Source organism: Arthrobacter sp. A5 (genome assembly GCF_051131705.1).
Taxonomy (GTDB): Bacteria; Actinomycetota; Actinomycetes; order Actinomycetales; family Micrococcaceae; genus Arthrobacter_M.
In genome coordinates this window covers 208,345-228,410 of record NZ_CP180316.1, presented here as the reverse complement: position 1 = coordinate 228,410, position 20,066 = coordinate 208,345, and the positions used below count along the sequence as shown (strand labels likewise).

20 protein-coding genes and 1 pseudogene are annotated in these 20,066 nt (G+C 65.4%); 4 read left to right on the top strand and 17 right to left on the bottom strand.

The window, feature by feature from the left end:
* Nucleotides 1–83: 83 nt before the first annotated feature.
* The 14 genes from panC to dacB form a co-directional block, all read right to left on the bottom strand.
* Nucleotides 84–1,010: a pantoate--beta-alanine ligase gene (gene panC, locus ACLLJI_RS01075; protein WP_434616900.1), complete on the bottom strand. Its 927-nt coding sequence runs from the start codon at nt 1,008–1,010 to the stop codon at nt 84–86.
* A 3-nt stretch (nt 1,011–1,013) separates the two neighbouring features.
* Nucleotides 1,014–1,976 (bottom strand): Rossmann-like and DUF2520 domain-containing protein, encoded by a 963-nt coding sequence (locus tag ACLLJI_RS01070; RefSeq protein WP_434616897.1) that lies wholly within the window; start codon nt 1,974–1,976, stop codon nt 1,014–1,016.
* Nucleotides 1,966–3,522 carry a PH domain-containing protein gene (locus ACLLJI_RS01065; protein WP_434616894.1) on the bottom strand — a complete coding sequence of 519 codons (1,557 nt, stop codon included), beginning with the start codon at nt 3,520–3,522 and terminating at the stop codon, nt 1,966–1,968. The genes ACLLJI_RS01070 and ACLLJI_RS01065 overlap by 11 nt, the downstream gene beginning before the upstream one ends.
* Nucleotides 3,519–4,028: a PH domain-containing protein gene (locus ACLLJI_RS01060; protein ID WP_434616891.1), complete on the bottom strand. Its 510-nt coding sequence runs from the start codon at nt 4,026–4,028 to the stop codon at nt 3,519–3,521. The genes ACLLJI_RS01065 and ACLLJI_RS01060 overlap by 4 nt, the downstream gene beginning before the upstream one ends.
* Entirely contained in the window at nt 4,021–4,521 is a 501-nt protein-coding gene (locus ACLLJI_RS01055; RefSeq protein WP_283558840.1) for a DUF3180 domain-containing protein, read from the bottom strand. Before ACLLJI_RS01055 ends, ACLLJI_RS01060 begins: the two co-directional genes overlap by 8 nt.
* A gap of 256 nt (nt 4,522–4,777) precedes the next feature.
* Nucleotides 4,778–5,335, bottom strand: coding sequence for a 2-amino-4-hydroxy-6-hydroxymethyldihydropteridine diphosphokinase (gene folK / locus ACLLJI_RS01050; protein ID WP_434616887.1), 558 nt, complete (start codon nt 5,333–5,335; stop codon nt 4,778–4,780).
* Nucleotides 5,332–5,790 (bottom strand): dihydroneopterin aldolase, encoded by a 459-nt coding sequence (gene folB / locus ACLLJI_RS01045; RefSeq protein WP_434616884.1) that lies wholly within the window; start codon nt 5,788–5,790, stop codon nt 5,332–5,334. Before folB ends, folK begins: the two co-directional genes overlap by 4 nt.
* Before the next feature lie 116 nt (nt 5,791–5,906).
* Nucleotides 5,907–6,860: a dihydropteroate synthase gene (gene folP, locus ACLLJI_RS01040; RefSeq protein WP_434616881.1), complete on the bottom strand. Its 954-nt coding sequence runs from the start codon at nt 6,858–6,860 to the stop codon at nt 5,907–5,909.
* 12 nt (nt 6,861–6,872) lie between these two features.
* The gene (folE, locus tag ACLLJI_RS01035) at nt 6,873–7,487 is read right to left on the bottom strand and encodes a GTP cyclohydrolase I FolE (protein ID WP_434621048.1); all 615 of its coding nucleotides are present in this window, start codon (nt 7,485–7,487) and stop codon (nt 6,873–6,875) included.
* A 10-nt stretch (nt 7,488–7,497) separates the two neighbouring features.
* The gene (ftsH, locus tag ACLLJI_RS01030) at nt 7,498–9,606 is read right to left on the bottom strand and encodes an ATP-dependent zinc metalloprotease FtsH (protein WP_283558844.1); all 2,109 of its coding nucleotides are present in this window, start codon (nt 9,604–9,606) and stop codon (nt 7,498–7,500) included.
* Nucleotides 9,607–9,795: 189 nt separating this feature from the next.
* A complete protein-coding gene (gene hpt, locus ACLLJI_RS01025) occupies nt 9,796–10,347 on the bottom strand; it encodes a hypoxanthine phosphoribosyltransferase (RefSeq protein ID WP_434616877.1) in 552 nt (183 codons plus the stop codon).
* 71 nt (nt 10,348–10,418) lie between these two features.
* The gene (gene tilS, locus ACLLJI_RS01020; protein ID WP_434616874.1) at nt 10,419–11,555 is read right to left on the bottom strand and encodes a tRNA lysidine(34) synthetase TilS; all 1,137 of its coding nucleotides are present in this window, start codon (nt 11,553–11,555) and stop codon (nt 10,419–10,421) included.
* Nucleotides 11,556–11,560: 5 nt separating this feature from the next.
* Nucleotides 11,561–12,688 (bottom strand): zinc-dependent metalloprotease, encoded by a 1,128-nt coding sequence (locus tag ACLLJI_RS01015; RefSeq protein ID WP_434616871.1) that lies wholly within the window; start codon nt 12,686–12,688, stop codon nt 11,561–11,563.
* An 80-nt stretch (nt 12,689–12,768) separates the two neighbouring features.
* Entirely contained in the window at nt 12,769–14,187 is a 1,419-nt protein-coding gene (gene dacB / locus ACLLJI_RS01010) for a D-alanyl-D-alanine carboxypeptidase/D-alanyl-D-alanine endopeptidase (RefSeq protein ID WP_434616868.1), read from the bottom strand.
* Nucleotides 14,188–14,407: 220 nt separating this feature from the next.
* Here dacB and ACLLJI_RS01005 point away from each other — a divergent pair, with 220 nt between their 5' ends.
* Nucleotides 14,408–14,896: an inorganic diphosphatase gene (locus ACLLJI_RS01005; protein ID WP_283558849.1), complete on the top strand. Its 489-nt coding sequence runs from the start codon at nt 14,408–14,410 to the stop codon at nt 14,894–14,896.
* A 481-nt stretch (nt 14,897–15,377) separates the two neighbouring features.
* On the opposite strand, the pseudogene ACLLJI_RS01000 reads toward ACLLJI_RS01005, so the two are convergent.
* Nucleotides 15,378–16,237 (bottom strand): annotated as a pseudogene (locus ACLLJI_RS01000) (HAD family hydrolase).
* 251 nt (nt 16,238–16,488) lie between these two features.
* Here ACLLJI_RS01000 and ACLLJI_RS00995 point away from each other — a divergent pair.
* Nucleotides 16,489–16,959, top strand: a complete 471-nt coding sequence (locus tag ACLLJI_RS00995) for a helix-turn-helix transcriptional regulator (RefSeq protein ID WP_434616864.1) — start codon at nt 16,489–16,491, stop codon at nt 16,957–16,959.
* 10 nt (nt 16,960–16,969) lie between these two features.
* A complete protein-coding gene (locus ACLLJI_RS00990; RefSeq protein ID WP_434616861.1) occupies nt 16,970–17,380 on the top strand; it encodes a VOC family protein in 411 nt (136 codons plus the stop codon).
* Nucleotides 17,381–17,387: 7 nt separating this feature from the next.
* Here the strand turns inward: ACLLJI_RS00990 and serS are convergent, their stop codons facing one another.
* Entirely contained in the window at nt 17,388–18,683 is a 1,296-nt protein-coding gene (gene serS, locus ACLLJI_RS00985; protein WP_434616858.1) for a serine--tRNA ligase, read from the bottom strand.
* 95 nt (nt 18,684–18,778) lie between these two features.
* Between serS and ACLLJI_RS00980 the strand changes: the two genes are divergently transcribed.
* Entirely contained in the window at nt 18,779–19,840 is a 1,062-nt protein-coding gene (locus ACLLJI_RS00980) for a diacylglycerol/lipid kinase family protein (protein ID WP_434616855.1), read from the top strand.
* Here the strand turns inward: ACLLJI_RS00980 and ACLLJI_RS00975 are convergent.
* Entirely contained in the window at nt 19,837–20,049 is a 213-nt protein-coding gene (locus ACLLJI_RS00975; protein ID WP_283561519.1) for a hypothetical protein, read from the bottom strand. The genes ACLLJI_RS00980 and ACLLJI_RS00975 overlap by 4 nt on opposite strands.
* Nucleotides 20,050–20,066: the final 17 nt, after the last annotated feature.

Here is a 20,066-nt window from a genome sequence, read left to right as displayed (position 1 = left end):
CCGCTCCCCGCGCACCCATCCAACAGGGCAGCGGTTAGCGCACCATTGCGAGGCGTATTAAAGTCCCAACTGCTGCGACCGGGTCAGAAGCCCAGTGGCATGCTGTCGATCAGACGGACCGGGCCGACCTGTGCGGCGATCAGGGCCAGGGCTTCTCCGGTAAAGGGCGTCTCCCGGCAGTTCTCCGCGCGCGGTTCGAAGGTATCCGGGTCCACCACCTCGAAATAATCCAGTACCACCAGCCGCTGGCTGTCGATCATATCCATCACGGAGTCGGGATCCAGCGGTTCGTGTCGGTCGGCGCGGTCCCGGAGCAGCTGCAGCACCCTCGACAGAACCAGCGCGGCATCGCGTTCCACTGCGGAGAGGAAGCGGTTGCGGCTGGAGAGCGCCAGACCGTCGTCGGCGCGCACCACGGGCACTCCGACAATTTCCACCGGAAAATTCAGATCCACGACCATCTGCTTGATCAGGGCCAGTTGCTGCGCGTCCTTCCTGCCGAAATAGGCGCGGTACTCCGCGGCCGTCGGAAGACACACATGCAGCAGCTTCGCCACCACCGTCAGGGCGCCGTCAAAATGACCGGGACGTGAAGCGCCCTCGTACTTACCCCCGAGGGGGCCTGAGGCGATGCACACCTTCGGCGGCCCGTCCGGGTACATCTGGGCAACGGACGGGGCAAAAACCAGATCGACCCCTTCGGCCTCCAGCAGGGCCATATCCGCCTCCAGGGTGCGCGGATAGCGCTGCAGGTCAGTCTCGTCGCCGAACTGCAGCGGGTTGACAAAGATGCTTACGACGACGACGTCGTTCCGCGCCGCCGCGGCCCGCGCCAACATCGCGTGGCCTGCATGCAGGGCGCCCATGGTGGGCACCAACCCCAGCGACGGGACGGCCGGCATCCCATCGCCGCCGGCCTGACCGCCGTCGGGCTGAGTGCGTTTCCGCGCGAGCAGGTCCGCGCTTGCGGCCGCAAGCTCCGCAATGGTGGTGACAACCTGGATGGCCATAAGTTAGTCGCTTTCCTCGGTTGGGCGGAGTCCGTTGGCGCCGGTCCCGGGGTCCTCCGGCAGCAGGGCGGCCTCAATCCGGCGCAGCTGCGCAGCCGTGAGAAGGCCGCGGGCGGCCGCGCGGGCCGCCGTCGCCGATGCCATCGCCAAATATGCTGCCACAATATCCCGGACATCCTCCGGGCCATCCCCCGCGGCCAAATCCAGCCCGTATTCACGCAGCGCTTCCGAGTGCGCGGCCACCGTTCCGACGTCACCGCGGGCCACGGGGCCGGTCAGCGCCGACTCCCCCGAGGCCAGTGCGTTCTCCAGCGAGGCCCGCAGCAGCGAACCGAGCATCCGCTCCGGCGCCTCAACGCCGATGCCCGCGAGCAGCTGCGCGGATTGCGCCGACAGCGTGACCAGATGGTTGGCGGCATGCGCCAGCGCGGCGTGATAAAGCACCCTGTCCGCCTCCGCGATGACCACCGGCTCGGCTCCCATCTCCACGACCAGGGCCTGGGCAATCGGCAGCATCGCCGGATCCGCGGTGACTCCGAAGCTGCAGTCCGGCAGTCGGGCCAGATCCAAAGTCATTCCTGTGAAGGTCATGGCCGGGTGCAGTGCCAGTGGAATCACCCCGGCCGCCCGTGCCGGGGCGAGCACCGCGGTGCCATAACGGCCGGACGTATGTGCCACCAACTGCCCCGGGTGCCAGGCTCCGGTTCGGGCCAGCCCCTGCACCAACGCGGGCAGGTCATCATCCGGGACGGCCAGCAGCACCAGCTCGGAGCGTTCGACGATCTCCGGGATCGCCAGCACCGGGACGCCGGTCAGCAGATTTTCCGCGCGTTCCAAGGAGGCCTCCGACACGGCGGAAACCCCGACGACGGCGTGTCCCGCGGCCCGCAGGGCGGCTCCCAGTACAGCGCCTACCTTGCCCGCACCGATAACGCCGACGCCGAGCCGACCAGGTTTATTGCTCATATTGATTGTCCTTGTCTGCGCTGCTGGGCGGAGCCGCACCTGCCAGATCCGGCCCGGCCGGGCGTTCTTCCATCCAGCGCTCGGGTCTTCCTGATCTGCGGGCGCTGGCCGCCCGGGCGGCCTGCCCGGTGAACAACTCCCGCGCCGAAACCAGATCCAGGTGATGGACCATGGGGCGGACCGGGCCTGCGGTGGAGTGCAGCTCGAAATCCACCAGTCCCAGTCGGCGCATCAGTGGACCCTGAAACAGGCTCAACGATTGGGTCCGCTCATGCGGGACCACCTGCAGCCGGCGGAAGAGCAGCCCGTGCCGGCACAGCAGGGCCGTGTCCGTGGCGCGGTAGGCATTGCGCCGCCAAGCGAACGGATCCAACAGGCGGGCGCGGCGCGGGGAATGGATGAAGCCCTGGTCCCGGCCCTTGCCGCGGAGACCGGCCGTGAAAACCCTCACCGGGTCGGCCACCCCGGGGTCCGGGAAGATCAGTCCCAGCACCGTCATGACCTCCGCCTCGGTACCGGCAGGCAGCACCACCGTGCGGCCCCCGCTGTCGCCGTGGTCCGCCCCGTAACCGGCAACGTTGACGTGCACCCGGTACCAGCCGGTCAGCCGCCACAACGGGCTCTGTGTGACTCCGACGGCCTGCACCCTGCCGGGCGGAATGGTCTGGGCGCGCGTATCGAGCAGACCGTAATGCAGCCGGACTCCATCCGGGGACACCGCCACGCGGAAATTGCAGTCAGTCGTGAAAGCCTTCCAGTAGGCCGCCCCGACCGCCAGCAGCAACGGAATGAACACGACCAGGAGGGCCGGCGAACCGGTGCCGAGAAGCGCACCCACGACGAGGGCGGTCAGCACCAGGGCCGCGACGGTGATGCCCGAAAGCAGCGTTGCGCCTGCGATCCGGCCCGGCGTCAATGCCAGCACCTCCCGCTCGGGAGCCTCCGAAATCGCGGAAGGCTGGTCCGGATCGACCCGCATGCCCGACGCCCGGGCCAAGATGGCCGCCCGTAGGCGTTTCGCCTCATCCAGATTCAAAAAGGAGAGCTTCATGGCGGACTTGCCGGCGTCCGCCACCTCAAATTTGAGCTCCGCCAGCGAAAATATGCGCGCCAGCAGCGGCTGCACCACGTCGATGGCCTGGACGCGGTCGATCCTCGCCTGCCGCTGCTGACGGAAGATGACGCCGCTGTTGACGCGCACATGATCATCGGTGACCTGGTAACGGGTGTAGAACCAGGACAGGAAAAAGACGACAGCAAAGATCACCACGGCAGCGGCCAGCACGGAAAGGATCAGCCACACCGGTGCCCCGCCTGGTCGGTGACGGCCGCCGGTGCCGATCGCCTGCACCAGATCGTCAAAGGAATTACGGCCAAAAACGACGATCAGGCCGACGACGGCGAGCCAGCCGCGCACCAACGGGGACACCGGGTGCACCCGGCGCCACTGATCCTCGGGGCCGGTCCGGAACCCGACGGCCGGACCCGGCGGGTTCGACTGCGGCGCTACGGCACCGCCGTCGTCGTACCCCTTCGCCGCGCTCACAGACCGGCCAGCTTAGCCTCACCGCGCGCGGACAACTGCTCCCGCAGCCGCGCCGCCTCGGCCGCGGGCAGTCCCTCCAGCACGGCGTTGGTGCTGGCCGAGGCCGTGTGCATCTTGACCGAGCTGAGCCCGAACGCCCGTTCCACAGGCCCCACAGAGACATCAACGTATTGCATCCGGCCATACGGAACCACCATGACGCGCTGGAAGAAAATTCCGCCGCGGATCAGCAGATCGTCGTCGCGCTCGGCATACCCGATGGCGCGGACCTGTCGCGGAATCAGCACCAGCCGCCAGATCATCGCCAGCAGCACCGCCAGCGGAAGGCTCCACGCCAGCCACGCGGGAAGGCCGTGCCACGGTCCGGTCAGGTGCAGCACCAGGGGCAAGGACGCGACAGTGGTCAGGACCAATGCGCCGAGCCCGCGTTCGATGAGCCGGACGGTCACCAGTTTCGGGGAGACACGTTCAAAGTCAAGGCCGACCGGGTCGATCGGTTCACGCATATTCTTCCTCGCCGGCACTATCGCGTTTCTTCCGTTCTGCCGGCGGGACGTCATCGTCCGGAGGGAGGCGGCAGAACCGCTCAACGATGAAGCCGACCGCCACCATTACGACGCTGCCGCCGACCATCGCCAAGGCAAGCCAGATGACCGTCAGGTTGCTGCGCAGCGCGATGGTGGGAAGCTGGTCCAGCAAAATACCGACATGCCAGCCGAACAGCAGTGCGCCGGCATAGGCGCAGGCCTGAGCCAGCACCCAGGTCCGGGCCGCCAGGATCGGGTTCAGCACCCGGTCCCGTTTGCCATTACGCCAGCTCCGTACACGCAGACCCAGCACAACAGTCATCGCGACGATGATTCCCATGGTCAGCAATGAGCTCAACGGCAGCACCGGAGTGGGCAAACTGGCGCGGTTGGCCAGCACTGTCGCCACCCACCCGGCGGCCCCGGATACCAACGCTATAACTGCCAGCCAGACGGGCCGGATGGTTCTCATTCTTCGCCTCACCCACGTCGGTTGCGCATCTGGTTCCACCGTACAGTTCTTTGCAGACTTTTGTCCTTGCCGACTCCTGCGCCGGATGCCCGCGGACGACGGCGCGCCGGGCGGCTTGCGCGCCGGGCGTCTTGCGCGCCGGGCGTCTTGCGCGCCGGGCGTCTTGCGCGGCGGCGGTTTTTGGGGCTGCGGGGCCTGGTGCGTCCTGAGATGGTGGGGCCTGGTGTGTTTTGGGGCGGCCGGTGCCATCGGGGTGTCAGCCCGTGGAGCCGGATTCGCAGCTGTCATCGTCGGCAAAGTGCTCGATCCCGGGAAAATCCGGCGCCTGTGCGGCCAAAGCGGCCACCGGCTCGTCCGCCAGTGTGGCCTGCGGATCCATCAGCGCCCACGGGTACAGCACGAACGCCCGCTCCGCGGCCCGCGGGTGCGGCAGGGTCAGCTTTTCGTCGCTGCTGCTTAGTCCGCCGAAGGTGATGATGTCAACGTCCAGCGTACGCGCGCCCCAGCGCACGTCGCGGGTGCGCAGGTGGCGGTTTTCCACCGCCTGGCAATGCTCCAGGAGCCCGTAAGGGTCCAGCGACGTTTCGATTTCCATCACCATGTTGAGGAATTCCGGTTGGCCGGAAGGACCGCCCACGGGCCTGGTCTGCACCACCGGGGAGACGTCCCGCAGACGAACGTCCGGACGGTCCACCAGCTCCGCTACGGCAGCGCACAGGGTGTCGTTACGTTCCCCCAGGTTGCTGCCGAGCGCCAGCACCGCCCGTGTGTAGGGTCTGACGGCATCGGGTCTGCTGGCGTCGGGTCTGCTCACGGGCTTTCCCGGTAAATGTTAATCGTTACATCGCCAAAGGGAACCTGAATCGGGGCCTTGGGCTTATGCACGGTGATCTCGACGGCGGACACGGGAAACGTGAGCAGAATCGCGGCGGCGATACGCTCGGCAAGCGTTTCGATCAGATCGTAGGCCTGACCGGTGATCAGCGCGCGGATCAGTTCCGCGACGTCGCCATAGTTCGCGGTCTTCTCCAGATCGTCGTTCTCCGCGGCGGCACGGATATCCGTGAACAGCACGGCGTCCACGATGAACGGTTGACCGTCCCTTTTTTCCCGCTCGAAAACCCCATGCCGGCCAATGGCGGTCACACCGGTGACGGTGATCCGGTCCAGGCGGCGCAGGGCAGACGGCGCGGGCGCCGCGTCAGGCTTCCCAGCAGCTGGCACAGCGTCTTCTTGCACAGCGTCCATATCCACAGCGTCTTCTTGCACAGCGTCTTCTTGCACAGCGTCCCCATCCGCGGCGCCTTTATCCGCAGTGTCGACTGGCTCAGCCTCTTCTTGCACGACGGCGTCAGTCCCGGTCATCAGCTTTGCCCCGGCCGCGGTCATCGGCTGCCCAGCCCGGTCGTAACGGCACCGGCGGGAGACAGCCGGTGGGCGCCCTGTCGGGCAGCCACCTTGGCCGCATCGAGATTGCCGGTGACATCGTGCACCCGCACACCCCAGGCACCCATCGCCGCGGCCAACGCCGTCGTGGCCACCGTGGCGCTGTCCCGTTCCTTAGGCGGCGCGGCCTTCCCGGCGTGGGCCAGCAGCGATCCCAGAAAGCGCTTGCGGGAGGTACCCACGAGCACGCGGTGCCCCAGCACCTCGAAGCGCTGCAGATTGGCCAGCAGTTCCCAGTTCTGTTCCGCATTCTTGGAAAAACCGAGGCCCGGATCCACGATGATCTGCTCCGGCAGCACACCGGCCTCGTAGAACCTGCCCCGGACAGCCATCAGTTCGGCGATGACGTCCTCCACCACATCCGCGTACTCGTTCAGCGCGTCCATGGTTTTCGCCGTGCCGCGGCGGTGCATCAGCACATAGGGCACCCCGCGAGTGGCCACCAGCGCCATCATGTCCGGTTGCACGCTCATGCCGGACACGTCGTTGATCAGTGCCGCCCCTGCGTCGAGCGCCTTGGCGGCGGTGTCGGCGTGCCGGGTATCCACGCTGATCAGAGCGCCGGCCTTCGCCAGCGCCCCGATCACCGGAAGAATGCGGTCCTGCTCCTCCTCCGCGGCCACCTCGGGCGCCCCCGGACGGGTGGATTCCCCGCCGATGTCAATGATGTCGGCACCGGCATAGATCATCCGCAGCCCATGCGCGATGGCCGTATCGAGTGAGTTGTGCTCGCCCCCATCGCTGAAGGAATCAGGCGTGCAGTTCAGGATGCCCATGACGACGGCGCGGTCCGACGGCAGGTCCGCGAACCTGGCCGCCGGCCGCGGTCCCCGAAGGACCGGCAGGGGAGAGGTTGCTGGCCCGGTTCCGGGTGCTGCTGCGAGAGAATCCATAGGTTGCTGGTGTTACCTTCCAAGAATCAGGCTCATGGCTTCGGCCCGGGTAGCCGGCTCGTGCAGCAGGCCGCGCACGGCGCTGGTGACGGTTTTTGCCCCTGGTTTGCGCACGCCGCGCATGGACATGCACATGTGTTCACATTCGACGACTACTATCGCGCCGCGGGGCTTGAGGTACTTGACCAAAGCCTCCACAATCTGGGTCGTCAGGCGCTCCTGCACCTGCGGCCGCTTCGCGTACACGTCCACCAGCCTCGCCAGCTTGCTCAGCCCCGTCACGCGCCCCTCCAAAGAGGGGATGTATCCCACATGGGCGGAGCCATGAAACGGCACCAAGTGGTGCTCGCAGGTCGAATAAAAGGGGATGTCCTTGACCAACACCATTTCCTCATGCGCGATGTCGAAGGTCGTGGCAAGGACATCCGCCGGATCCTGGTGCAGACCCGCGAAAACCTCGCCGTAAGCCTTGGCCACACGCTTGGGAGTGTCCAGCAGCCCGCTGCGGTCCGGGTCTTCGCCGATGGCCAGCAGGATCTCACGGACAGCCTTCTCAATCCGGGGCAGGTCGACCCGGACATTTCCGCTCCCCGCTGTTGCGTCGTCGTCGTCGTCGTAATTGGTCACGTCATTGATCTTAGCTGCCGGGAGCTTGGCTGCCGGCCGGGTGCGGCGGGTGCGGCTCATCACCGGACTGGCCGGGCGTGGTGCCGTTCTGCGATGCCGAAGAGCCAGGCGCATCCACGCTGCCGGGCATATTGGCGTGGGCCAGCTGGTCCTGCGGCGCCACTGTTTCCGGGGCGGGCTCACTGGAGGCCAACGCATCCCGGCGCTCTTTATCGCTGACGACGGGCGGCAGATCCGATACCGGCCGGGTCTGCTTGGACAGCCAGACGTCGCGCAGATCCCGCTTGCGGATATCCCGGAAGATGTACTGGATTTCCGCCTGGTTCAGGGTTTCCCGCTCCAACAGTTCCAACGCGAGCCGGTCCAGCACGTCGCGGTTTTCGTTCAGGATCGTGTACGCCTCGTCGTGAGCCTGGTCAATTAACCGGCGCACTTCCTCATCGATGACGTACGCCACCTGATCCGAATAGTCCCGGTCGTGGCCGGCATCGCGGCCCATAAACGGCTCACCGCCGCCGGTGCCCAGTTTCACCGCACCAATCCGTTCGCTCATGCCATACTGCGTGACCATTTTGCGGGCGGTGGCGGTGGCCTTTTCAATGTCGTTGGAGGCGCCGGTGGAGGGATCGTGGAAGACGATTTCCTCCGCCGCCCGGCCACCCATGGCGTAGGCCATCTGGTCCAGCAGCTCGTTGCGGGTCACGGAGTACTTGTCATCCTCGGGCACCACCATGGTGTACCCCAGCGCGCGGCCACGGGGCAGGATGGTGATCTTGGTGACGGGGGCGGTGTTCCGCAATGCGGCAGCGACCAGCGCATGCCCGCCCTCGTGATAGGCGGTGATCTTACGCTCCAGCTCTTTCATCACCCGGGTGCGTTTCTGCGGACCCGCCATGACGCGGTCAATTGCCTCATCCAGGGCCCGGTCATCGATGAGCTGTGCGTTGGAGCGTGCGGTCAGCAGCGCCGCTTCATTGAGCACGTTGGCCAGATCCGCGCCCGTGTATCCGGGCGTCTTCTTGGCCACCGCGTTGAGGTCAACCCCGGGAGCCATCGGCTTGCCCTTGGAATGTACGCGCAGGATCTGCTCCCGGCCGATCCGGTCCGGAGCCTCGACGGGAATCTGTCGGTCAAAGCGGCCCGGACGCAGCAGCGCCGGGTCCAGGACGTCCGGGCGGTTGGTGGCCGCGATCAGGATCACGTTGGTCTTGACGTCGAAGCCATCCATCTCCACCAGGAGCTGGTTCAGGGTCTGCTCACGCTCGTCATTGCCGCCGCCGATGCCGGCACCGCGGTGACGGCCGACGGCGTCGATCTCGTCCACGAAAATGATGGCCGGGGAGTTGGCCTTGGCCTGCTCGAACAAATCGCGCACGCGCGACGCACCCACGCCGACGAACATCTCGACAAAGTCAGATCCGGAGATGGAGTAGAACGGGACGCCGGCCTCGCCTGCCACCGCTCGGGCCAGCAGCGTCTTACCCGTTCCGGGCGGTCCATAAAGCAGCACGCCCTTGGGAATTTTTGCACCCACGGCCTGGAACTTGGCGGGTTCCTGCAGGAACGATTTGATTTCGTGAAGCTCCTCCACCGCCTCGTCCGCACCGGCGACGTCCGTGAACGTAACTTGCGGGTGGTCCTTGGTGATCAGCTTGGCTTTGGACTTGCCGAACTGCATGACCTTGGAACCGCCGCCCTGCATTCGGGAGAGCAGGAACCAAAAAATAGCACCGAGAATAATGACTGGGAAGATCAGGCTCAGGATGCCTGACCAGAAGTTGTTCTGGATCGGCTGATCATCGAAGGTCTTGAGACTGGCCGAGTCGATGGCCTTAACGATGTCGGTGCCGCGCGCATCAACGAAGAAGAACTGAACGTTCTTGCCGGCCTTTACACCATCGGGGGTGGTGTAGTCATTCTTCAGCACCAGGTCCACGCGGTCTTCGCCGTTAAAGATCTTGGCAGATTCCACCTGACCCTTGCTGAGCAGACCCAGGGCGTCCGAGGTGTCAATTCTGGTGGAACCGCCGCCGGAGAGGGTACCGAACGCGATCAGGAGCAGCACGACAACCGCAACGATCCAAACGATTGGACCCTTGAAGATTTTCTTAATGTTCATGTGCTCGAGGCTTTGCCTCGCCCCTCCCGATCAATACGCCAGATAATTCAGTTCACCGCTTCAAGTAGACGCCACTGCACGACCACCGTACTAGCTTTACACGTCCGCAAACTTTCACGATCAACGCGTGGGAATAGTTCCCTGACGGCGGAACGCCCACCGAGGCATAGCCACCACTGAGGTGCCTGGTTACTCGTAGATGTGCGGGGCCAAGGTGCCGATGAAATCGAGGTTCCGGTACCGCTCCGCGAAGTCCAGGCCGTAACCGACCACAAATTCGCTCGGGATCTCGTACCCGACATACTTGACGTCGATTTCCACCTTGGCGGCCTGCGGCTTGCGCAAGAGCGTGCAGATTTCCACCGATGCCGGCCCGCGGGAGATCAGGTTGGTCTTCAACCAGGAGAGCGTGAGCCCGGAGTCGATGATGTCCTCCACAATGAGCACGTGTTTACCCATCAGGTCCGTTTCCAGGTCCTTGAGGATCCGCACCACACCGGACGACTGGGTTCCGGATCCGTAGGAAGATACCGCCATCCAGTCCATGGTCACGTGGCTGTGCAGGGCCCGAGCGAGATCCGCCATCACCATCACGGCGCCCTTGAGAACACCCACCAGCAGCACGTCCCGGCCTGCGTAATCGGCATCGATCTGCGCAGCAAGCTCAGCCACCCGCTCCTGGATCTGCTCCTGGGAGAAGAGGACGTGCTTGAGATCGGCCTGGACGTCGTGTGAATCCACCCATTGCTCCTGGTGTTGAAGGGCTTTAGCTTTTATCCGGTACGGATTATCCGGTGCAAACGTCAGTGCTCTTACGCATTGCGTCTAAAGACTAGCTTCCCATAGGCGGAGGAGTCCTGGGGAACGGATCTGCTCCGCGGCTGCCGGAAGGCGCTGACGCCACCGGCGAGCTCGACGGGGCCGGCCGACCCCCGGCGTGCCAGCAGAGTCTCGGCGGCAAGCAGGCGCTCAAAGCTGGGCTGTTCCCCGCCCAGTCCGACGACGGCGAGCGCCAGGACGCGCTGTCTAAGCGCCGCCGGCAATGCCCGAAGGCCGGCTTCGGGGAGCTGGACCTCGGCGGCGGGAGCGGTTGCCGGCTCCCCTGCCAGCCGCCGGTATTCGACGGCAGCCTGCTCGTCCAGATAATCCGCGTCCTGCGCCAGGATGCGCGCGGAGCGGTACAGCGACTGCGCAACACCCGGTCCCAGCTCATGTTCCAGGAACGGCAGCACCCGGCTGCGCACCCGTGAGCGCAGGAACGCCGGGTCCGCATTGGTCGGGTCGTGCCAAGGCTGGAGCCCCTCCGCGGTGCAGATATCCAAGGTCTCGGTACGCCGCAAGCCCAGAAACGGCCGCAGATACACGCCGCGCCGCTGTGGGATACCGGCGAGCGAGCGCGTCCCGGAACCTCGGGCCAGACCCAACAGCACCGACTCCGCCTGATCATCGAGGGTGTGTCCGAGCAGCACGGTCCTGGCACCGAGCCGGCTGGCGGCCGCGTCGAGCGCCCGGTACCGCGCGTGCCGGGCGGCCGCTTCCGGACCCACGCCACCACGGGTAACCGTGACGGTGCTGATCTCCACTGGGTCCAGGCCCAGTCCGCGCAGGGTCACGGCCGTGGCCTGGGCCACCCGGTGGCTATGCAGCTGCAGCTGGTGATCGACGATGACCGCGCCGACACGGATTTCTCCGCGTCTGCTTAGGAAGGCGGCGACTGCGGCAAGCGCCAATGAATCCGCGCCGCCGCTGCAGGCCACCAGCACCAGCGGTGCGGGCGCCGCGCCCGCCCCGAGGTCTTCAGGCGGCAGCGTGTACTGACCACGTGGTCTGCCTGTGGTGGAGATCCCCAGCAGGTCGCCGAGCATCTTGCGGGCCTTGCCGACCACGGGGTCGAGCCGGGGACGCGGACGCTGCCGGAGCCCCCCGTGCTCCTGCTCCTGCTCCTGCATTAGGGCTAAAGCCCCATCCGCTGGACCCAGAGTGTGGGGGCATGGATTTCCTGCTCGGTCGGCAGGTGGTCCGCGCTGGTCCAGACATGGTTAAATCCGGACATCCCGGTCTCCGCCACCACGCCCCGGACAAAGCGGGCACCGTCGCTGTACTGTCGCATCTTGGCATCCAGCCCCAACAGGTTGCGGATGAACTTCTCGAGTGCCCCGCGGTCCTTCCCGCGGGAGTTGAAGCGCTGCCGGATAGTGCGCACGCTCGGCACGATGCCTGCGTCTACGGCGTCCATGACCACGTTGGCATGCCCCTCCAACAGACTCATCACAGCCGTCAGATGCGAGAGCGCGGCCTTTTCCTCCGGATCCTGCAATAGGTCCAACAAACCGCCGCGGCTGGGGGCGCCGTCGTGCTCCGCACTTTTCCGAGTCAGGGAACGGGCAGCGGAGACAAGTTTTTCGGCGAGCTTGTCCGTATCGCCCACCAGCAGGGTGCTGAGTTTCTCGATCTCGCTTAGCATATGGTGCCGCAGCCACGGGGCAGCCGCGAACTGGACCCGGTGGGTCTGCTCATGCAGACAAACCCACAGCCGGAAGTCGGACGGGTCCACGTTGAGCTCGCGTTCCACCGAGATGATGTTGGGGGCCACCAGCAGCAGCCGTCCGCCGGCGGCAGCACCGGGACGTCCCGCCAGGGCTGCGAACGGATCATACTGGCCCAGCACCTTGCTGGACAAAAACGCCAACACACCGCCCAGCTGCGCGCCTGTGACGGTTCCGCTCAGCGCCACACTGGAGGGCCTCAGCGCGGCCGCCTGTTTCTTCGCCAGAGCGGCCATGGTCGATTGCATCAGCACGGAAAAACTCTGCGTATTCGCCTTCGCCCAGGACGCCCGGTCCACCACCAGCACCTGCGAATCGCGCAGGTCCCGCGCGGCATCCAAGCCGGTTATTTCATGCACATACGGAACGGAGCGGTCCGCCAGCAGGCGCAGGTCCGCCACGGCCGCACCAATTTCCTTCCCGCTCAGCGCCGGCCCTGCCGGTGCCAGGTTCGCGGCCGTCGAGGCGGCCAGCTCCCAATTGATCAGGCTGGGGCCCGGGGCTGCTGCACTGCTCTGTGAATCCATAGTCTCCATAAGACCACACAACGATTGCGGCCGGTCAGTAGTTCACCTCCCGGCATACCGGCGGCACATCAGGTAGCCGCGGTGCCGGGTCAGCCGCCGCAGCCGCAGCCGGCAAGGATGGTCGCGGCGGCGTCAATCACCGGTTTGGCCGCCGCGCTGCCGGCATTGAGATCGTTGCCGATAAAGGAAAACACCAGCAGGCGTCCGTCCGTATCCACGACGTACCCGGACAGCGAAATCACAGCGTTCAACGTTCCGGTCTTGGCCCGGACCAAGCCCGCTCCAGCGACGGTGCCCGGATCCATGTAGCGCTGCCCCAGGGTCCCGCTCAGTCCGGCGATCGGCAGCCCGAGCAGACCCTGCCGCAGGTCCCCTGTGGTGTCCGCCAGCATAATTTTCACCGTCTGGGTCAGCTGTTCGGCGCTCACCCTGTCATCGGCGGCCAGCCCGCTGCAGTCCGCCAGCACCATCGAGTCGGTCTTTACTCCCAGCGCCGCCACCGTTTCCTTCACCGCTTCGCTGGCGCCGGCCGAGGAACCAACCCTTTTCAGCGCTACGGCGCTCAACCGGCCAAGGGTTTCGGCCACGTAATTATCCGAATCCTGCAGCATGTATTCGATCTGCTCCCCCACGGTCGCCGAGCTGACCTCCGCGAGCGTCCTGGCGCCGTCGTCGGCCTTTCCGCGTTGGATATCCGGGTCCACGTCCACCCCGGCAGCCTTCAGCGCGGCGGCGAATGCCGCCGCGACGCTCATGGCGGAGTCCTGTGGCCGGGCACCGACCGAGGCGTCCGGAGTCAAACGGGCCCCGTATAGCGCCATCGGGAATACCGGCGCAATTTCCCCTGCGACCACGTCGCCCTGCAGCCAGGCCGGGTTGAGGGCCGGGCCGGTGAAAAGCGTGTCATCGACGGTGATCCGCACCGGGCCGCCGGCGCCGGTGGATTCCAGGGCCGTCGCCGTCCGGGCCGCCAGGGTGGCGACGCCGGCATGGCCCACGGTGGCCTCCGCCTCGCTTTGCCCCTCGCCGAGCAGCACGTCGCCGCCGGCACGGAGCACAATGGAGCCCGTCCCGGCCCCGGCCAGAACCTTGGTGCTGAGCCGGGTTTGTGCCCCCAAGGTTTTGAGGGCCGCCGCCGCGGTCAGCAGTTTCAGGTTGGACGCCGGTAGCCTACCGGCCGAGGCGTTGCGGCTGTACAGGATCTGTCCCGTCGCCGCGTCCTGGACGAGTGCGGTGTAGTTGCCGCCGTCGGCGTCCATCAAGGTAGCATCGAGGGCTTTGGAGAGAACTCTACCGTCCGGAACAGGGGCGTTGGATGACAGCGGGTTGATGCCGGAGACGGTGCTCAGCGCGGTGGGAAGCTGCTGTGCCGCGGGAAGTTCCGGCAGCGTGGCGGTGGCCGGCGCCGGACCGAAGACCGGCGCCAGATTCATCCCCACGGGCACCGCCAGAACGCCGAGGGCAATCGCCAGCACGCCCGCCGTCAGAATTTTTGACGTCCGGCTCATGGTGATAAGGGTTCCTTCGGTGCGGCGGAAAATCGGGGCGGGCAGGCGGGCGGTGGGAGCCCAGGTTTCGGCGCAGCACCGGCCGCTATATCCTACATATTAGACGGAACCCCGGTCTGCCTTCGCGTTGCCGATCGGCCGCGCCGGCCTTGCGGGTTTCCCACACCACCATCCGGCCCCGGACGCCCTCAGGCGACGGTCCACTGCCAAGGAGCAACAGATGAAGCACGACGTCACCATCGAGATCCCGCGCGGGTCCCGCGTTAAGTACGAAGTTGACCATGAAACCGGCCGGGTCCGGCTGGACCGGGTGCTCTTTACCTCCATGGGTTACCCCACGCATTACGGTTATTTCGACAACACTCTCGGTGAGGACGGCGATCCGCTGGATGCGCTGGTGCTGCTGCAGGAATACGATCTGCATCCCGGTGTCGTGGTTGAGGCACGTCCGATCGGGGTGTTCAATATGACGGACGACGGCGGCGGGGACGCCAAGGTGATCTGCGTCCTCGACGACAAGCGCTACGACCACATCCAGGAAATCTCCGATGTGGACGACTTCCTGATCAAGGAAATCGAGCACTTCTTCACGCATTACAAGGATCTGGAACCCGGCAAATGGGTCAAGGCGGAGGGCTGGGACGACCGCGCCGCCGCGGAGGTCGAGCTCGAAGCTTCAATCAAGCGCTTCGTGCCGACCGCGCACTAAACTGGCTGCCTAAACCTTGCGGCGGCTCGCGCACCTGATGAACCCCCGATTGGTCAGCCAGAGCAAGAAGGTTCTCCGATGACAAATAAACCGTCAGCAAGTCGTAGTGTCATTCCCGTGCATTCATGACACCAACGTGAAACCAAATGCACGAGATCGGCGCCCGTCCGGACCGGGGCAGCCGCGGCCGGGTTCATGGTGTACCTGCCTTAGCTGCCGCCGCTTCGCAGTCGATAGCGGATGGTATCCAGATCGGCCAGCTCCCCGGAAGCCACGTCGATGGTCAGGTCATAAGCTTGCCTTCCGTCATGCCGCCACGGCCAGTGCTTCCTCAAGCGTCAGAAAGACAGTCATTCCCCAAGCCGCTTCAGGGTGGTGCGGTAACGAACCAACGTGTCCGCTAGGGCCTCCTCGAATACGTTCTGCCGCTTTAGATACCAGTCGCGCCATGGGCGGCTCGGTTCGAAAAGGGCTGCAGGCGCTACAGCAGGCTGCGCAAAACGTGCGCAACGCCATCGTCGTACACCGACGCAGTCGTCTCGTTGGCGGCGGCACGCACCGCGTCGTTGGCTTGGCCCATGGCAACCCCGCGGGCGGCCCAGGTCAACATTTCGATGTCATTGTTCCCGTCCCCCACCGCGACCGTACGTGATTGCTCCACGCCCAACCGCGAGCGGAGCTTTTCCAGGGCCGTTGCCTTTGTGACACCGGCCGCTGCAATGTCCAGCCAAGCCGTCCAGCCCACCGAATAGGTCACCCCCTGCAATCCGCAGGCCGCGATGGCGGCGGCAAAATCCTCCGTACTGCTGTCCGTACTGTTCACCACCACGCGTACCGCTTCAAGGTCGAGCAGGTGCTGGAAGCCCACTCCCTTGGCCTGGATGCCGAAACTGCGATCCTGGAAGCGCTCGGTGGAGAGGAAATTGCCCGCCGAATCCTCCACGGCGTAGCGAGCACCGGGCAAACGATCCCGCAGTGCGGTCAGGGCAAGGCGAGGGTCAAACGTTTCGCGCTCGATCACCTCGTACCCCCATTCCAAGGACGGGTCCAGCCGCACAGTCACGCCGCCGTTGCTGGCCACGCCATAGCCCCGCTCCAGCCCGATCTGCTTCACCACGGGCAGCAGAGCGCCAGCGAACGGCCGGTGGCGATGATGACCTGGTGCCCGGCGGCCACGGTCTCCCGCGCCGCGGCCCGCACAGCCTCGCTCATCAGCCCGTCGTGATCCACCAAAGTGCCGTCCACATCCAGGGCGACGAGAAGGGCGGAAGGATCGGTGTTGATTTCGTTGTTCCTCTGGTCATCGATGCCAGAGACTGCGGATTCAGTCAAAATAGTCATTGAACAAGTCAAGCAGACCTGCAGAAAAATGCCTAGGAAACAGGTCACAGTGGCGATGAACGGCAGGTGAATACCCACAACGTTATCCACAGTGTGGGTATTCACCTGCGCATGCGGCACAGCTGGGGAAACCGGGCGCAGTTGGGAAAGACCGGGCACAGCTGGGAAAGACCGGGCACAGCTGGGAAACCGGGCATCCGGGAATGCCGCGCTCATGGAAAAGCCGGGTCCAGCGGGTGTAACCTCATGCCATGACCCCGCAAGAGCTCGCCAACTTAGCGCACCTGCGCCGGGCCCGGGACCTGATCGACCGTGAGTACGCCCGTCCGCTCGACGTGCCCACCATGGCCCGGCGAGCGCTCATGTCACCGGCGCACTTTTCCCGGCAGTTCCGGGCCACCTATGGCGAGACGCCATACAGCTACCTCATGACCCGCCGGATCGAGCGGGCCATGGCGCTGCTGCGTGCCGGCAGGAGCGTGACCGACGCGTGCATGGAGGTCGGGGCCACGTCGCTCGGCTCGTTCAGCTCGCGGTTCACCGAGATCGTGGGGGAAACGCCGAGCGCGTACCGCGCCCGGGAGCACAGGGCCGTGACGGCGATACCCGCGTGCGTGGCGAAGGTTTACACCCGCCCAGCCAGAAACGCGCCGGCCGGAACCATAGCGAGCAGGAACATAATGAGCAGGATCCGAGAAGCGGTCTCCGCGGCTGCCGACTAGCGTTGGCCGCATGACCATTTCACTCCAATACTGCAATATCACCGTCAATGACCCCGACGAGTCGATGACCTTCTACCGCGACGCGCTGGGCCTTGAGGTGCTCAACGACATCGCCTCAGGCGGCTTCCGCTGGGTCACTCTCGGCAGCGCCAGCCAGCCGGGACTCGGAATCGTGCTCTCGGAACCGCACGCCGGACGGTCACAAACCGACGGCGACTCGCTCCAGGAGCTGCTGACCAAAGGTGCCCTTGGTCCCATCGTCTTCCGCGCCGACGATCTCGATGCGACATTCGAGAAGATGCGGGCGTCCGGCGCCGAGGTGCTGCAGGAGCCCATCGACCAACCCTGGGGTCCACGCGACTGCGCGTTCCGCGATCCCTCCGGCAACATGGTGCGGATCTCGCAGGCGCCGACGGCGTAACGGCAGCCTACAGAACAGGGAAGACTTCCAGCCCGCCCACGTACTTGCGCAGCGCCGCGGGGACATTGACGGAGCCGTCCGGGTTCTGATGATGTTCCAAAATGGCGACGATCCAGCGGGTGGTCGCCAGGGTGCCGTTCAGCGTGGCCACGGCCCGAGTGGCGCCCTTTCCCTCTTTAACCCCGGTTTCGGCGGTTGCGCGTTCGCGGATGTTCAGCCGCCGGGCCTGGTACGTGGTGCAGTTGGACGTGGACGTTAGCTCGCGGTAGGCATCCTGCGTCGGAACCCATGCCTCGCAGTCGAACTTGCGCGAGGCCGACTGGCCCAAATCTCCGGCGGCCGTGTCGATGACCCGGTACGGCAACTCGACCTTGGCCAGCATCTCCTCTTCCCACGCCAGCAGGCGCTGGTGCTCCGCCGCGGCCTCTTCCACCGTTGTGTAGGTGAACATTTCCACCTTGTTGAACTGATGCACCCGGATGATCCCTCGGGTGTCCTTGCCGTGCGATCCGGCCTCGCGGCGGTAGCACGAGGACCAGCCTGCGTAGCGCAGCGGTCCGTTGGAGAAATCGAGGATTTCATCCCCGTGGTACCCGGCCAGGGCCACCTCCGAGGTTCCCACCAGATACAGATCGTCTTCGGCCAGCCGGTAGATCTCGGCGTCGTGCTTCACATCGAAGCCCGTACCTGCCATCGTTTCGGGCCGGACCAGCGTGGGGGTAATCATCGGGACGAACCCGGCGTCGATGGCCTGATCCATGGCCAGCTGGAGCAGAGCCAGTTCCAGCCGGGCCCCGACCCCCTTCAGAAAGTAAAAACGCGAACCGGAAACCTTCGCGCCGCGCTCCATATCAATTGCCCCGATAAGCTCGCCGATTTCCAGATGGTCCTTGGGTGTGAATCCTTCGGCGGTGAAGTCCCGCGGAGTCCCGACGGTCCGCAGCACCACGAAGTCATCCTCGCCGCCTTCCGGCACGCCGTCGGCTATCAGATTTGCCATCCCCCGGACCAGCGCATCCTGGGCAGCCGCGGCGGCTTCGGCCTGGGCGGATGTTGACTTGACCCGCCCGGACAGCTCCTTGACCTCCGCCAGCAGGGCCTGCTTTTCCGCGCCCTTGGCCTGCGCCACCTTCCTGCCGTAGGCATTCTGCTCGGCACGCAGCGCCTCATAGGTGGTGATGGCGTTCCTGCGGGCGGCATCAGCGGCGATAATCGCGTCGACGACGGATGCATCGGCACCGCGCGCGCGCTGGCTGCCTCGGTAGGCGTCGGGGTTTTCGCTGAGGTCTCTGACATCGATCACCGTCTAAGGGTATCCAATCGCACACGCGCCGCGATGCACACCTCCGCGCAGCGGGCCCGGAAGCCCCCCCTTCCAACCGCTATTGTTAGAGGATTATGCCAACCTGGGTTCTGGTCCTCATCATCGTTTCCGCGTCCCTTGCCTTCCTGATCGCCAGTTGGTGGGGCGTGCGCAAGCTGGCACAAAAGCACACCCGCAGCGCCGCCGGGGAGATCCCGCACAAGGGCCAGACCGGCAATCAGAAGGTCGCCGTCATCCTCAACCCGGTGAAGGCCGGCGCACCCGACGCCAGGACTTTCATTCTTCGTTCCGCTGCCCTGGCCGGTTGGAAGGAACCGCTCTTTTTCGAAACCACGATGGAGGATCCGGGATACTCGCAGGCCCGCCAGGCGCTGGAATACGGTGCCGACGTCGTTGTAGTGGGCGGCGGGGACGGCACCGTGCGCGTGGTGGCCGAGGTGCTGCGGCATACTCAGGTCCCGATGGGCGTGATTCCGCTGGGTACCGGCAATCTGCTGGCCAGAAATCTTGGTCTGCGGGTCAACGACATCCACAGCGACGTTCAGACCGCCCTGTTCGGCCACCAGCGCCACATTGATACCGCCACCATGGCCATCGAGAATTCCGTCACGGGAGCCAGCTCCAAGCACGCTTTCCTGGTCATTGCCGGGCTCGGCATGGACGCCGAGGTCGTCGGTGACACCCGGAAGCGGCTGAAGAGGACGGTGGGCTGGCTGGCCTACAGCGAGGCAGGCATGAGGCATCTGCCGGGTCGGCGCAAAAAAATCAGCATCGCCATGGATGATCAGGATCCGCAGCAGCGCAAGGTTCGCACCGTACTTTTTGCCAACTGCGGGCTGCTGCCCGGTGGCATCGACTTCGTGCCCAACGCCCTGATCGACGACGGCGTCCTGGACGTCGTGGTGGCCAGTCCCCGCAGCGCGCTCGGCTGGGCGGCCATGGCCGTGAAGATTGTCCTGCAGCATAAGGGGCGGCTGCCCGTGATCGATTATTACCGTGCGGAGAAAATCACCATCCGCACCGCGGTTCCGGAGGAAACCCAGCTCGACGGCGACACTTTTGGCAAAGCGACAAAGGTGACCGTCGCCGTCGAGCCTAAGGCTCTGCTGGTAAGGGTTAAAGCCCAGACAATTTAGTGCACTACCGGGGCGGCCTCCGTACCGGTCCCGCCGGTGGGCGCATCGGGGTGGCCCTGCTCGGTGATCAGCTCTTCTTCCTCGTTGAAGCGCAGTTCGTTGGCGTCATCCGCCGCGTCGCCCACCGAGTCGTCCCGCTCGTATTGGGCACCGGGGTTGATGATGGTGCCGTCGTTGCCGCTGTCCTTCGACGTGTGACTTTCGCTCATTGGATTCGCCCTTCTTT